We start from the raw sequence: 14,832 nt of genomic DNA, 5'->3' as shown, positions 1-14,832 counted from the left end.
CTGGAGTTTTAGCTGGTCCTGGGGCTACGTCGCCTTTGTTGGACTCTTCCGTCTTCCGTCCGGCCCGCCTTCGCGATTATGGTGTAACCACTAAAATGCTTTTGGAGGTTGCATATGGCCGTCCGGGTGGAAGGGCGAACGGTGCGGTGGAACGAGGCGGTGCTCGTCGGGTTCACCGTGGCGACCAACCTCGCCGACGGGGTCGCCAAGATCGTGCTTCCCCTGCTCGCGGTCGGCCTGACCGACTCGCCCGGCCTGGTCGCCGGGGTGGGGCTCACCCTGACGCTGCCGTGGCTGCTGGCCTCGCTTCACGTCGGGGTGCTCGTCGACCGTGGTGACCGCAGGCGGCTGGCCGCCGCGGCCAACCTGGTCAGGCTCGCCGTCGTCCTGGGCCTGCTGGTGGCCGTCGCGGCCGGTGCGCTGTCGCTGCCGCTGCTCTACCTCGCGGGCGCCTCGATCGGCCTGGCCGAGGTGGTGGCGAACTCGGCGGTCGGCGCCCTGGTCCCGGCCGCCGTGCCGCGGGAGCGGCTGGGCCGGGTCAACGCCTGGATCGCCGGCGCCGAGACCGTCGCCAACGAGTTCGCCGGCCCGGCCCTCGGGGGCCTGCTGGTCGGCGTCGGCGCCGCCGTGGCCCTGGGCTCGTCGGCCATGGCCTTCGCCCTGGGGGCGGTGCTGCTCGTGCTGCTCGCCGGCCGGTTCCGCGCCGGCGCCCCCGGCCCCGGGGGGCGCGAATCCGGGCGGGAACGCGAGCCGGGGAGGGTCAGGGCGGAGATGGTCGAGGGCCTGGCCTTTCTCTGGCGCCAGCGCCTGCTGCGTACGATGTCGCTGACCATCGCGGCGCTGGTGGCCTGCTGGAGCGCGTGGCTGGCGCTACTGCCCTCCTACGCCATCCGGGTGCTCGACCTCGATCCGGCCGGATACGGCCTGCTGCTCGGCTCGATCGGCGTGGGAGGGCTGCTCGGCGCCGTGCTCGTCACCGCGGTCAACCGCCTGCTGGGCGTGCGCTGGGCGCTTTTCGCCGACCTCGTCGGCACGATCGTCATGATGATCGTGCCGGCGGTGTTCCCCGACGCCTGGGCGGTCGGCGCGGCCGCGCTCCTCGGCGGAATGGGCGGCACGCTCTGGACGGTGAACAGCCGCACCCTGGCCCAGCTGGTCGTGCCGGACCGGCTGCTCGGCCGGTACGGCGCGGCGGCCCGCCTGCTGAGCTGGGGAACGCTTCCGGTCGGCGCGGGACTGGCCGGGGGACTGGCCGAGGTGACGGGGCTGACGGGTGCTTTCGCGATCTTCGCCGTGGTGGCCGCCGTGCCCGTCGTGCCGTTCCTGATGACCGTCACCGACCGTGAGATCGCGCTCGCTCAACGAGGAAGTGAGCTAGATCACGAAATTCTCGGCGGATTTCGGAACAAGCACTGAGACCTGCACGTTACAAAGGACATAGACGGGATTCGTTCCGTGCCGGAAGGGCTGGGGGGTGCTTTCGGTGCGGAACGGTCCCGTCTGTCGTTTCTACGACACCAGGGCGATCCGCCGGAGAGTTCTCCGGCGGATCGCTCGTCTTTCAGTAGATGTCAGCGGTCAGGAACTTCCACGGATCGGGCGTACGGCTCGCACCGGCGCTCCACCGCTGTCCCGCGGCCCGCTGGAGCACGACCGCCGAGTCGTTGGCGGTACCGGACGGGGCGATCGCCCAGTCGGTGTCCTTGCGGGACAGGAACGTTCCGTCGGCCAGGCTCCAGCGCATCGACGCGGAGTACGGGCCGGTCGCCGAGGAGCAGTTCGCCACCTGGATCGGCTGCCCGGCCGCGATCGTGCCGGCCTCCAGGTCCGCGCACATGCCCGAGTCGGCGAGGTTGTGCAGCTGCCCGGAGACCGGGTTGTGGGCCCAGAACTGGTCGGCGTTGCCGTCGCAGGTGTAGAGCACCAGGTTCGTCCCGCCGGTGGGGGAGGAGCCCGGCACGTCCAGGCACTTCTCGCCGGACTTCAGTTCGGTGTAGATCAGAGGTTTCCTGGCCTCCCAGGTGAGCACCTGCCGGGGATCGCCGGAGTCGCAGGGAGCGAGCGTGAGCCTGTCGCCGGGGGCGCCGCCGGGAAGCGTGGCGCACAGCCCGGGCGCGTCCGCGGTGTGCAGACGAGTGCCGGCGTGGGTCCAGCGCTGGGCGGTGCTTGCGTTGCAGTCCCACACCTGGATCGCGGCGCCCGCCACCGGCTTGCCGCCGCTGACGTCCGCGCAGCGGTCGTGTGAGAGCTCGGTGTGCAGGGTCCTGCGGGCCGGGTCGTACCAGAAGGCCTGGTTGCGCGTGCCCTCGCAGGCCCAGCCGATCAGCTTGCGGCCGTTGCGGGTGGAGTTGCCGTCCACGTCGAGGCAGTCGCCGGTGGCGCCGCTCCTGAGCTGCCTGAACTCGGGCAGGCCGGGGTAGAGCGCCGGGGTGAGCGTGCCCGCGGGAAGCATGCAGGCGGCCTGGGTGAGGTCGGCCGCGTAGAACCGCCCCAGGCAGGCGCCGAACGCGGCGTGCCCGGCGGAGTTCGGGTGAAAGGACTGCTGGGTCGCCCGGGGGTTGAAGATGTCGCCGTTGACGGCGTGCAACCCGGTCACCCAGGGGCCGTCCATGCAGACCTCGCGGCCGTGGAAGAGCCTGCTCGCGTCCAGGTAACGCGCACCCGCCAGGCCCGCCGCCCTGCGGATGCCCTGCTCGAAGATCGGCACCGCCTTGTTACGGGCGAAGGCGAGGTCGGACAGGTAGCCGAGGCAGCCGCCGTTGTACCAGCCGGGGAAGTTCGGGTTGTCCTCCACGTCGGGGCTGGCGGGGCTGGGGTAGCTCATGGCGACGAGTTGGTAGTCCGCGGCCGTGTAGCCCGCGTCGGTCATGATCTGCCGGACGTCGCGCAGGGCCTTCTCCACCCGGGGGACGATGAAGTCGATCCGGCCCGCCCAGGCGGGGGAGTGCTTGGGCCAGCAGTTCCCTTTGAACAGGACCCGGTTCTCCACGCACTCGGTCATGGTCGGACCGAACTCGGGGCCGCCGGAGTCGTTGGCCCCGGCCACCACGGCGATCATCTTGATCCGCGTGTTGCGGGCCTTGATCGCCAGATTGTCGCCCTGGTTGAGCTCGTCGTACTGGTGGGTCCCGCCGATGGTGATGTCGTTGGTCTGCGCCCCGGAGCAGGCGAGGTTGAAGGTCACATCGGCCGGGATGCCGGTGACGTGGATCGCGGCCTTCTTCGATCGATGGCACCAATTGTCGGGCCCGTCGGTTCCCGGTTCGTAGAGAGAACGATCGAAGGCGCCCTCACCGGAGATCTCGCTGTCGCCCAGCGAGGCGAGTGCGGTCTTGCGCTGGTCCATGGGCCGGACGGCCTCGTCGCCGTAGAGCTTGACGGCCTCGGCCCGGCGGATGGTCTCAAGCGCCGCGGGGAGCGGTTTGGCACCGTTCTGCGCGGCGTGCGCCGCTGGGCCGGCGAGGCCGGACGCGGTGACCGCGACCAGCGCGGCCGTGAGGAGTCTGGGCAGGCGGAGGGGCATGGGGGGTTACCTCTCACGAAGGGATGGGAGATCGGGTCACGAAGGGATGGGAGATCGAGACAAGCGCTTGTTACGCTCAGGTAACCTCAAAAACCAAGAAAGATGAACATGGCTCATGTATCGGATCGGTCTCGCCGCCCCGACGCGCCGGTGATGCAAAATGGCGCGGTCCTCTCCTTGAAGCGAGCTTTGCCGTACAGTCGCTTAGCGTGATCTTGATGGGAGTGTTCGGCCGATGATGGGGCATACGCACGCGCTGACCGGGGCCATCGCCTGGCTGGGGGTGGCGCCGACGCTGGCGGCCCTTCCGCTGCTCACCGAGTCCTCCCGGTTCATGGAGACCGGCGTCATGGCGAACGCGCTCACCCCCGCCGAGTTCGTCGCCGGAGCGCTGATCTGCTCCGGGGCCGCGATGCTGCCGGACCTGGACCATCCCAGCGCGACCATCGCCCAGACCTTCGGCCCGGTCACCTGGGCGCTGAGCAAGGCCATCGCCTGGCTGAGCGGCGGACACCGCCACGCCACCCATTCGCTGCTGTTCGCGGTCGCCACCGGATTCGGCGCCCACTACCTGGCCAACACCTATCCGATCGGCCGCGACATCCTGGTCGTCCTGCTCATCGGCCTGGCGTTGCGAGCGATCGGGATCGGTGTCCCGGGCAAGAAGCTGGCCTCGGCGATGGTGAACGTCGGCCTGACGATAGGGCTGTTCGCGGTGTTCCGCAGCGACAACGTGGGCTATGCCTGGCTCGGGCCGGCGGTCGCGGTCGGGTGCCTGGCGCACGTCGTGGGGGACTGTTGTACGGAGAAGGGCTGTCCGGTGTTGTGGCCGATGCGGCAGCGCTGGCTGCTGCCGTGGAAGATCGGGATCAAGACCGGCCGTGCCTTCGAGCAGAAGTTCCTCGCCCCGCTGCTGTCCGTGGTCGTCATCGGCCTGCTGTACTTCCGCCTTGTCCTGCTCTGAGCGTACCGGTCGGTAACTTGATGTCGAGATATCTGTAGGGATATCTTGATATCGAGACATCCGCTGCAACCCGTGGGCGCCTGGTTAGGCATACCTGACTGACATGGGCACTCCGATGGTGCGGCAGGATTCAGTTGCGCCTTTTATGGTGGGCGCGCCGGACAATTGGGTGATGAGGGAGGCGAACCGTGTCCGCGAACAGCTTCGGCAGCCGTGACACGCTCCGCGTCGGTGACGCGGGATACGAGATCTACCGGCTGGACGCCGTCGAGGGGTCGGGACGCCTCCCGTACAGCCTGAAGATCCTTCTGGAGAACCTGCTCCGTACCGAGGACGGCGCGAACATCACCGCCGACCACATCCGCGCGCTCGGCCAGTGGGACCCCACCGTCGCGCCGAGCGTGGAGATCCAGTTCACCCCGGCCCGCGTGATCATGCAGGACTTCACCGGTGTCCCCTGCGTCGTGGACCTGGCCACCATGCGCGAGGCCGTCCGTGACCTCGGCGGCGACCCCGCCAGGATCAACCCGCTCGCGCCGGCCGAGATGGTCATCGACCACTCCGTCATCGTCGACTTCTTCGGCGGGCCGGACTCCTTCCAGCGCAACGTCGAGCGCGAGTACGAGCGCAACCGCGAGCGCTACCAGTTCCTGCGCTGGGGCCAGACCGCCTTCGACGAGTTCAAGGTCGTCCCGCCGGGCACCGGCATCGTGCACCAGGTGAACATCGAGCACCTGGCCCGCGTGGTGATGACGCGAAGCGCCGAAAAGGACGGCAAGGCGGTGCTCACCGCCTACCCCGACACCTGCGTCGGCACCGACTCCCACACCACGATGGAGAACGGCATCGGCGTCCTCGGCTGGGGCGTCGGCGGCATCGAGGCCGAGGCCGCGATGCTCGGCCAGCCGATCTCCATGCTGATCCCCCGCGTGGTCGGCTTCAAGCTGACCGGCAAGCTCCCCGCCGGGGCCACCGCCACCGACCTGGTGCTCACGATCACCGAGATGCTGCGCAAGCACGGCGTCGTCGGCAAGTTCGTCGAGTTCTACGGCGAGGGCGTCTCCAGCGTGCCGCTGGCCAACCGGGCCACGATCGGCAACATGAGCCCCGAGTTCGGCTCCACCTGCGCGATCTTCCCGATCGACGGCGAGACGGTCAACTACCTGCGCCTCACCGGCCGCTCCGAGGAGCAGGTCGCGCTGGTCGAGGCCTACGCCAAGACCCAGGGCCTGTGGCTGGACCCATCGGCCGAGGAGCCGGTCTTCTCCGAGTACATCGAGCTGGACCTGTCCACGGTCGTCCCGTCCATCGCCGGTCCCAAGCGCCCGCAGGACCGCATCGCGCTGTCCGACGCCAAGAGCGCCTGGCGCGCGGCCGTCAAGGACTACGCCCCGAGCATCCAGGGTCCGGTCGACGAGGCGTCCGCCGAGTCGTTCCCCGCCTCCGACTCCCCGGCGATCTCCCACGACGGCAACGGCGACAAGCCGCACGCCCCCGGCCTCAACGGCGACCGCCCCCGCAAGCCGGTCCAGGTCACGCTGGCCGACGGCACCAGCTTCGAGATCGACCACGGCGTGGTGACGATCGCGGCCATCACGAGCTGCACGAACACCTCCAACCCGTTCGTCATGATGGGCGCCGCGCTGCTGGCCAGGAACGCGGTGGAGAAGGGCCTGACCCGCAAGCCGTGGGTCAAGACCTCCCTGGCCCCGGGCTCGCAGGTCGTCACCGGCTACTTCGAGCGCTCCGGCCTCCAGCCGTACCTCGACAAGATCGGCTTCAACCTGGTCGGCTACGGCTGCACCACCTGCATCGGCAACTCCGGCCCGCTGCAGGAGGAGATCTCCGCCGCCATCCAGGACAACGACCTCGCGGTCACCGCGGTGCTGTCCGGCAACCGTAACTTCGAGGGCCGGATCAACCCCGACGTCAAGATGAACTACCTGGCCTCGCCGCCGCTGGTCGTCGCCTACGCCCTCGCGGGCACCATGGACCTCGACCTGAACACCGAGCCGCTGGGCACCGGAACCGACGGCGAGCCGGTGTTCCTCGCCGACATCTGGCCCTCGCCGGAGGAGATCTCGGCGGTCGTCGCCTCCTCCATCGACCAGGAGATGTTCCTGCACGACTACGCCGACGTGTTCAAGGGCGACGAGGCCTGGCGCTCGCTGCCGATCCCGACCGGCGACACCTTCGAGTGGGACCCGAACTCCACCTATGTCCGCAAGGCCCCCTACTTCGACGGGATGCCCGCCTCCCCGGAGCCGGTGACGGACATCTCCGGCGCCCGGGTGCTGGCCAAGCTGGGCGACTCGGTCACCACCGACCACATCTCCCCGGCGGGCTCCATCAAGCCCGGCACCCCGGCCGCGGAATACCTTCGCGAGAACGGCGTCGCCGTCAAGGACTTCAACTCCTACGGCTCCCGCCGCGGCAACCACGAGGTGATGATCCGCGGCACCTTCGCCAACATCCGGCTGAAGAACCTGCTGCTCGACGGGGTGGAAGGCGGCTACACCCGTGACTTCACCCTTGAGGGCGGCCCGCAGTCCTTCATCTACGACGCCTCCGCCAACTACCAGGCCGCGGGCGTCCCGCTCGTCGTCCTGGCGGGCAAGGAGTACGGTTCCGGCTCCTCTCGTGACTGGGCGGCCAAGGGCACCGCGCTGCTCGGTGTCCGCGCGGTGATCGCCGAGTCCTACGAGCGCATCCACCGCTCCAACCTGATCGGCATGGGCGTGCTGCCGCTGCAGTTCCCCGAGGGCGAGACGGCGCAGTCGCTGGGCCTGACCGGTGAGGAGACCTTCGACATCTCCGGCGTCGAGGAGCTCAACGAGGGCGGCATCCCGCAGACCGTGACGGTCAGGGCGGGCGACAAGGAATTCCAGGCGGTCGTGCGCATCGACACCCCCGGAGAGGCGGACTACTACCGCCACGGCGGCATCATGCAGTACGTCCTGCGCTCCCTGCTCGCCAAGAGCTGAGCCAGGGAGGGCGAGGCCGCACGTAAGCCTCGCCCACGAAACGGGGGAACACCCCGGACCAGAGCCGCCCGGCGGGACATCATCCCGCCGGGCGGCTTTTCGCGTTTCACACCGGTGCGAGCGGTGTCCGATCCGTTCGTCCCGCTCCGCCGTTCCCGGAGGGCGGTCCGGGCGAGGTGACGCCCGCTCCGGCCGCGATAGGGGACATCTCGTTGATCACGCGGCGCGCGATCGGTTGAGTCCGTGTTTTTGGATTGTTACTAGCCACAACAAACTTTACCTCTAGAGGGTCTAGCGCTCCTGGACAACGGGGAATACGTTGCCGCAAACAACATTCAACGGAACGGTGATCCGGAGCCCGGACGGCCGCGCCGGTGAAGTCGGCATGCTCCACCCATACCCCCCACTTTTCAAGAAAGGACCCGTGCACCATGCGCAAGGGGATCCTCAGCCTGACCGCCGCCGCCGCGGCGATGACTCTCGGTCTCACCGCCTGCGGGAGCGAGAGCGGCGACACCGCCCAGAACAGCAGCGCCGCCCCTGCAGAGACCAAGGCCGCGGCCGCCGGCAAGGTCGGCGTCATCCTGCCGGACAGCAAGTCCTCCGCCCGCTGGGAGACCGCGGACCGCAAATACCTGGAGGAGGCGTTCAAGGCCGCGGGCGTCGCCTACGACATCCAGAACGCCCAGGGTGACAAGACCCAGTTCCAGACCATCGCCGACCAGATGATCACCAACGGCGCGACCGTGCTGATGATCGTCAACCTCGACAGTGGCACCGGCAAGGCCGTGCTCGACAAGGCCAAGTCCCAGGGTGTGGCCACGATCGACTACGACCGGCTGACCCTGAACGGCGGCGCCTCCTACTACGTCAGCTTCGACAACACCAAGGTCGGCACCCTGCAGGGTGAGGGCCTGGTGAAGTGCCTGACCGAAAAGAAGGCCGACAAGCCGATCGTGGCCGAGCTCAACGGCTCGCCCACCGACAACAACGCCACGCTGTTCAAGAACGGCTACGACGGCGTGCTCAAGCCCAAGTACGACGCCAAGGAGTACGTCAAGGGCCCGGACCAGTCGGTGCCGGACTGGGACAACGCCCAGGCGGGCACGATCTTCGAGCAGATGCTCACCGAGCAGCCGAAGATCGCCGGCGTGTTGGCCGCCAACGACGGTCTCGGCAACGCCGCCATCACCGTTCTGAAGAAGAACAACCTCAACGGCAAGGTCCCGGTCACCGGCCAGGACGCCACCGTGCAGGGCCTGCAGAACATCCTCGCCGGCGACCAGTGCATGACGGTCTACAAGGCGATCAAGAAGGAGGCCGACGCCGGCGCCAAGCTCGCCATCGCGCTGGCCCAGGGCGAGAAGCCCACGGCGAGCGGCTCGGTGAAGGACACCGAGAGCGGCGCCGACGTGCCCGCGGTCCTGCTCGATCCGCAGGCCATCTTTCTCGACAACGTCAAGGACGTCGTCGCCGACGGATACGTGACCAAGGACGAGCTGTGCACCGGCGAGTTCGCCGCCAAGTGCACCGAGGCCGGAATCCAGTAACGCGCCGGTGGCGCGGCCGGCGGCCTTCCGCCGGCCGCGCCCCGTATCCGAGGAGCCACACATGACCCCCGTTCTGGAACTCCGCGGGATCGACAAGAGCTTCGGTCCCGTACAGGTCCTGCACGACGTCGCCTTCTCCGTCTACCCCGGGGAGGTGACCGCCCTGGTCGGCGACAACGGCGCGGGCAAGTCCACCCTCGTCAAGTGCGTCGGCGGCATCCACCCGATCGACTCGGGCGACTACCTCTTCGACGGCAAGCCCGTCCAGATCCACAGCCCGCGGGACGCCGCCGATCTGGGCATCGAGATCGTCTACCAGGACCTCGCGCTCTGCGACAACCTCGACATCGTCCAGAACATGTTCCTCGGCCGCGAGCACAAGCGCGGCATCGTGCTCGACGAGGACACGATGGAGGAGATGGCGGCCAGGACGCTGAAGAGCCTGTCGGTCAGGACCGTCAAGTCCATCCGCCAGCACGTCGCCAGCCTCTCCGGCGGCCAGCGGCAGACCGTCGCCATCGCCAAGGCCGTGCTCTGGAACAGCAAGGTCGTCATCCTCGACGAGCCCACCGCCGCACTCGGCGTGGCCCAGACGGCGCAGGTGCTGGAGCTGGTCCGCCGCCTCGCCGACCAAGGCCTGGCCGTCGTGCTGATCTCGCACAACATGAACGACGTGTTCGCCGTGTCCGACCGGATCGCGGCCCTCTACCTCGGCCGGATGGCGGCCCAGGTGAAGACCGCCGACGTCACCCACGCGCAGGTCGTCGAACTGATCACCTCTGGCCGGAGCGGGGACCTCGGCCTCACCAACGGAGTCACGGCATGAGCGCCACCATTTCCCCCGAGCGCAGGGCCGAGGCGCCCTCGATCAGTGCCAACGTCCGCGGCTACGCCGAGCGGGTGCGCGGCGGGGACATGGGCGCGCTGCCCGCCGTGTTCGGCCTGGTGGTGCTCTGCACGGTCTTCGCCGTCCTGAGGCCCTCCTTCCTCACCGCGGGCAACTTCGCCAACCTCCTCACCCAGGGCGCCGCGGTCACGGTGATCGCCATGGGTCTGGTCTTCGTGCTGCTCCTCGGCGAGATCGACCTGTCGGCGGGATTCGCCAGCGGCGTCTGCGCCTCGATCCTGGCGATCATGCTGACCAGCCAGGGCCTGCCCTGGTACGTCGCGGTGGGTGCCGCCATCCTGGTCGGCGTGGTGATCGGCGCCACGCTCGGCTCCATCGTCACCAAACTCGGCATTCCCTCCTTCGTGGTGACCCTCGCCGCCTTCCTGGCCTTCCAGGGGCTCGTCCTGCTGCTGATCAAGGGTGGCACCATCATCGCCATCCGCGACGAGACGATCCTCGCGATCGCCAACAAGAACCTTCCGCCCGCCCTGGGCTGGGGGCTGCTGGCCGCCGGAGTCATCGCCTACGCCGCTCTGCAGTTGCTCCGGGCCCGCAAGCGGGCCGCCCGCGACCTGGTGGCCGACCCGATCTCGCTGATCGCGCTTCGGGTCGTCGCCCTCGCGCTGCTCGGCGGGGTCGCCGTCTACTTCCTCAACGTGGAACGCAGCCGCAACGCGGCGGTCGTCTCGCTCGCGGGCGTGCCGATCGTGGTGCCGGTCATCGTCGTGCTCCTGCTGATCTGGACGTTCGTGCTCCGCCGTACCGCGTTCGGACGCCATCTCTACGCCGTCGGTGGCAACGCCGAGGCCGCGCGCCGGGCGGGCATCAACGTCGACCGGATGAAGATCAGCGCGTTCGTGATCTGCTCCGCCATGGCCGCCGTCGGCGGCATCATCGCGGCCTCCCGGGCCAGCTCGGTCGACCCCAACACCGGCGGCAGCAACGTGCTGCTGTACGCGGTGGGCGCCGCCGTCATCGGCGGCACCAGCCTGTTCGGCGGCAAGGGGCGCGTGCTGGACGCGATCCTCGGCGGCACCGTGGTCGCGGTCATCGAGAACGGCATGGGTCTGATGGGCTACAGCTCCGGCGTGAAGTTCATGGTCACCGGCTCCGTTCTGCTGCTGGCCGCCGGGGTCGACGCTCTGTCTCGCAAGCGGGCGGCCGCCACTGGTCTAAGGTGATCAGCGACCCCGACCCCCCGAAGGAAACCCACGCGATGCGGGCTGGACCCTCCCAAGAGGAGATCAGGCGCCACAATCTCGGCGCGCTGCTCCGCCATGTGCACCTTGGCGGCCCGACCTCGCGAGCGGAGCTCACCAACCGGATGGGGCTCAACCGCAGCACCATCATGGCCCTCACCGCCGACCTGACCGCCGCCGGTCTGGTCAGGGAGGAGCTCCCCAGAGAGACCGGCAGGGCGGGGCGGCCCTCCCTCGTGGTCCGTCCGGAATCGGCGCGGGTCTATGTGTTCGCCCTCGATGTGGGCGTCGACCGGCTGGTCGCCGCCCGCGTGGGCCTGGGCGGCACGATCCTGGACCGGCGCGAGGCGGTACGGCGCCGCGGCCCGTTCGTCCTGGACGAAGTCGTCGGCCCGCTCGCCGGATTCGCCCGGCAGATGCACCGCAAGACCCGTCCGGACACGGTGTGCGTCGGGGTGGCAGCGGCCTTCTCCGGCGGGGTGAGCCGCAGCGACGGGGTCGTCAGGTTCGGGCCGAACATGGGATCGGTGGACGTCCCCTTCGCCGAGGAGATGACCCGCAAGCTGGCTCTCGGCCTGCCGGTGGCGGTGGGCAACGACGCCAACCTCGCCGCCCTCGCCGAGCACACCCGGGGGGTCGGCGTCGGCTGCCGGGACCTCATCTACCTCCACGGAGACGTGGGCATCGGCGGCGGTGTGATCGTCAACGGTCAGCTCCTCGGCGGCCACCAGGGATTCGGCGGCGAGGTCGGGCACATGATCGTCAATCCTAAGGGCCGCCTGTGCGGCTGTGGCTCGCTCGGTTGCCTGGAGGCCGAGGCGGGCGAGCGGGCCGTGCTGGAGGCCGCCGGCCGCTTCGGCGCGCGAATAGGCCGGGACGCGGTCCGAGCCGTGGTCGACGCCGCCGACCGCGGCGACATCGTCGCGCAGGCGGCTCTGAGCCGCGTCGGCGACTGGCTCGGCCTGGGCGTCGCCAACCTCGTCAACGTCTTCAACCCCGAGATGGTCGTCTTCGGCGGAATGCTTCGCGAGGTCTACCTCGGCTCCGCCGCTCAGGTCCGCAGCCGCCTCGCCGTCGACGCTCTGTCCTCCTCACGCGACGGCCTGCGCCTGCGCACCTCGGCCCTCGGCGACGACGCCACCCTTGTCGGCGCCGCCGAGCTGGCGTTCGCCCAGGTCCTCGCCGACCCTCTCGAAGTACTCGCCCGCGCCGGCTCCTGAGGTCCCCTACGGCCCCGCGGCGGGCGCCGGAGACGGAAAAACCGCCGGCACCCCTCCTCGGAAGGAGTGCCGACGGCCGTGGCGCGTTACTTGATCAGGCCCGCCACCAGATGGCGTAGCTCGATATGACCGGACTTGAGCTCGGCCACATCACCCTCGACCCGCTTCATCGAGGTCTCCAGGTTGCCCACGGACCGCTTGACCGAGGCCACGTCGGCTCGGAGTTCCTGTTGTCCGGCCTTGAGTTCGTTCACGTCGGCTCGGAGTTCCTGTTGTCCGGCCTTGAGTTCGTTCACGTCCGTGCGGAGTCCGCTCACATCGGTGCGGAGTTCGTTCATGTCCGTGCGGAGTTCGTTCATGTCCGTGCGGAGCCCGATCATGTCCGTGCGGAGATCGGTCGTGACGGTGTGCAGATCTTTGAGAACCCCGAACATCGCCGACTTCATCACTCTGTCCTCCTCGGAACGTGCCTTGAGCACGGCCACGTCGGTCTCCAGGACCTGCAGGCGTACGGCTGTCGTGTTCAATGCGTTCTTCTCCTCGCCTTTCAACAACGGGGGGACCAGACCTGGTGTTATGGCGCGGAGGGCACTCAGGCGGTGCGACCTAGATTACGCAGAGTCGATGTGCGGTCGCCACTCGTGCCCGGCATGGCGTTACGAACATCCTCCGGCGGAGAGAAGGGGCCATCCCCGGGGTGAAAAACAGCCGCCCGTCGCGCGGCTGTGGGGCGGCGGCGGGCGGCTGGGGAAAGCGGGGACGGGGTCAGGCGACCTTGGACTTGGGGGCGGAGAAGGTGTCGCAGGCGCCGGGGCCCTCCTGGTCGAAGCCGCGCTTGAGCCAGTAGGCGATGTTGGCGGCCTTGCCGTGGGAGGCGGTGTCATAGGCGGCGTTCAGCACGTAGGTGAAGTCGGACTGGCGGCGGCCCAGGGACTGCCAGACGCTGCCGATGAAGGCGCCGCTGAGGCACTCGGCCTGCAGTTCGATCTTGCGGAGTTCCGGCAGGAAGGCCTTGACGTTCTTGTACTTCCTGCCGTCGACGGTGCCCATGATCCCGGAGAGCTGCTGCACGTGGTGGCCGTACTCGTGGGCCATCACCTGGAACAGGAACAGCTCGGTCGACTGGGAGAGGATCGCCGGGCTGAGGAGGAAGGTGATCTTCTTGTTGGCCGGGCAGTAGAGCGCCTGGGCACCCTCGGGGAACTTGCCGCAGCCGGTGGAACGGCCGATCCGGGAGATCGTCTCCAGTCTGGGCTTGGAGAACGGCAGCTTCGCCTTGGTGAACTGGTCCTGCCAGCTCCTGTCGAGACAGTCCATCAGGAACTCGAGGTATACCCGTGAGGAGTCGAGGTCGTCAGGCTTGACGGGCTGCTCCGCGCACTGCTTGAACTCCAACTTCCCGGTCTTGTAGATCGGGTTGTCGGTCAGGGCCCTATTGCCCGTGGGCACCGGCCCGGACTGCTCCGTGACGCCTGCGACCGCCGTACCGGCGAACAACATGCTCGCGAGCACGCCGGACAGCAGGGCGATGAGGGGGATGCGCATGATCCCGAACCCTAATGGAGCAGTAGGTACGGGTAAAGCCGAAATGCGGCCGTACCGGGAGGGTAGGGCCGCATTTCGTTTGCTGTGATCGGCCGAGGGTCAGGCAACCGTACGCGGGGAGGCGGTCCAGGTGTTGCACGCGGACGGCGAACCGGCGTTGAAGCCGCGCTCGAGCCAATAGGCCTGGCTGGGGCCCTTGCCGTGGTCGTTGGTCGGCCAGGTCTTGTGGCCGTTCTGGGTGGTCCACCGGATCATCGCGTCCCAGTGCTCCTGCTCGACCGGCAGGTCGTCGGCGATCTGCCGCAGGAAGGCCGAGCCCAGGCAGTCGGCCTGCAGTTCGAGACGGCGGGAGAAGGCGAGCTTGGCGGAGGTTCTGGCGCGCCAGATGCTCTGGCTGTAGTAGCTCATGACGCCGTCGAGAGTCTGCACGTGGTGGGCGTACTCGTGCGCCATGAACTGGGCGTGGTTGGGGGCGTACGGGTTCTTGAGAACCTCACGGAAGACGCCGATGTAGATGGTCCGGTTGCTGGAGCAGTAGTAACCGCCCGCGCCCTTGGGCCAGCGGCCGCACGGGCTGCTGACCTTGGCGGTGGTGAAACGCAGCCTGGGCTGGGCGAAGGACAGCTTGGCCTTCCTGAACTGGGTCTTCCAGGCGAGGTTGAGGCAGCGGTTGATACGGGACATGAAGGTGCGGTAGGAGGCCGCGCTTCCCGCGCGGATCTGCCCGGCCGCGCAGCGCACGGAGGGCAGCGTGCCGGTCCGGTAGATGGGGTTGGCCGTCGCGGCGGTGCGGCCGCGCGGGGGCGCCTGCTGCTCGGTGGCCGAGCCGGCGGCGGCGGGGACCTTGGCGGTTGACGGAGTGGCGGCGTTCGCAGCACCGACGCCCATGACCAGGGAAAAAGCCAAGGAAGCGACGATGAGTGACGATAGTTGCCTAAAGGGGAGAGTGCTCATGGTG

At 68.8% G+C, this 14,832-nt stretch carries 11 protein-coding genes; 7 read left to right on the top strand and 4 right to left on the bottom strand.

What is annotated here, in order from left to right; all coding sequences use genetic code 11:
- The first annotated feature begins 126 nt into the window (after positions 1-126).
- Positions 127-1,416: an MFS transporter gene (locus ACQPYK_RS34830; RefSeq protein WP_433240642.1), complete on the top strand. Its 1,290-nt coding sequence runs from the start codon at positions 127-129 to the stop codon at positions 1,414-1,416.
- A 145-nt stretch (positions 1,417-1,561) separates the two neighbouring features.
- Here ACQPYK_RS34830 and ACQPYK_RS34825 read toward each other — a convergent pair whose 3' ends face one another.
- A complete protein-coding gene (locus tag ACQPYK_RS34825; RefSeq protein WP_433240639.1) occupies positions 1,562-3,523 on the bottom strand; it encodes a ricin-type beta-trefoil lectin domain protein in 1,962 nt (653 codons plus the stop codon).
- A gap of 235 nt (positions 3,524-3,758) precedes the next feature.
- Between ACQPYK_RS34825 and ACQPYK_RS34820 the strand changes: the two genes are divergently transcribed.
- The 6 genes from ACQPYK_RS34820 (at position 3,759) to ACQPYK_RS34795 (ending at position 12,329) form a co-directional block, all read left to right on the top strand.
- A complete protein-coding gene (locus ACQPYK_RS34820) occupies positions 3,759-4,487 on the top strand; it encodes a metal-dependent hydrolase (RefSeq protein WP_433240636.1) in 729 nt (242 codons plus the stop codon).
- Positions 4,488-4,675: 188 nt separating this feature from the next.
- On the top strand, positions 4,676-7,471 hold the full coding sequence (acnA, locus tag ACQPYK_RS34815; RefSeq protein WP_433240633.1) for an aconitate hydratase AcnA: 2,796 nt from the start codon (positions 4,676-4,678) through the stop codon (positions 7,469-7,471).
- Between the two features lie 431 nt (positions 7,472-7,902).
- On the top strand, positions 7,903-9,021 hold the full coding sequence (locus ACQPYK_RS34810) for a sugar ABC transporter substrate-binding protein (protein WP_433240630.1): 1,119 nt from the start codon (positions 7,903-7,905) through the stop codon (positions 9,019-9,021).
- A gap of 61 nt (positions 9,022-9,082) precedes the next feature.
- Positions 9,083-9,847, top strand: coding sequence for an ATP-binding cassette domain-containing protein (locus tag ACQPYK_RS34805; protein WP_433240627.1), 765 nt, complete (start codon positions 9,083-9,085; stop codon positions 9,845-9,847).
- Positions 9,844-11,091, top strand: coding sequence for a sugar ABC transporter permease (locus ACQPYK_RS34800; RefSeq protein ID WP_433240624.1), 1,248 nt, complete (start codon positions 9,844-9,846; stop codon positions 11,089-11,091). The genes ACQPYK_RS34805 and ACQPYK_RS34800 overlap by 4 nt, the downstream gene beginning before the upstream one ends.
- Positions 11,092-11,126: 35 nt before the next feature.
- Complete coding sequence (locus ACQPYK_RS34795) at positions 11,127-12,329, top strand: ROK family transcriptional regulator (RefSeq protein ID WP_433240621.1); 1,203 nt, start codon at positions 11,127-11,129, stop codon at positions 12,327-12,329.
- A gap of 86 nt (positions 12,330-12,415) precedes the next feature.
- Here ACQPYK_RS34795 and ACQPYK_RS34790 read toward each other — a convergent pair whose 3' ends face one another.
- The 3 genes from ACQPYK_RS34790 to ACQPYK_RS34780 form a co-directional block, all read right to left on the bottom strand.
- The gene (locus ACQPYK_RS34790; RefSeq protein WP_433240618.1) at positions 12,416-12,856 is read right to left on the bottom strand and encodes a hypothetical protein; all 441 of its coding nucleotides are present in this window, start codon (positions 12,854-12,856) and stop codon (positions 12,416-12,418) included.
- Between the two features lie 238 nt (positions 12,857-13,094).
- Positions 13,095-13,874 (bottom strand): neutral zinc metallopeptidase, encoded by a 780-nt coding sequence (locus tag ACQPYK_RS34785; RefSeq protein ID WP_433240615.1) that lies wholly within the window; start codon positions 13,872-13,874, stop codon positions 13,095-13,097.
- A 99-nt stretch (positions 13,875-13,973) separates the two neighbouring features.
- Complete coding sequence (locus ACQPYK_RS34780; protein WP_433240612.1) at positions 13,974-14,780, bottom strand: neutral zinc metallopeptidase; 807 nt, start codon at positions 14,778-14,780, stop codon at positions 13,974-13,976.
- Between the last annotated feature and the right edge of the window lie 52 nt (positions 14,781-14,832).

This window comes from Streptosporangium sp. CA-135522 (genome assembly GCF_050949235.1).
Taxonomy (GTDB): domain Bacteria; phylum Actinomycetota; class Actinomycetes; order Streptosporangiales; family Streptosporangiaceae; genus Streptosporangium.
Note: the sequence above shows the minus strand (reverse complement) of the source record. Positions and strands in the feature narration are given on the sequence as shown.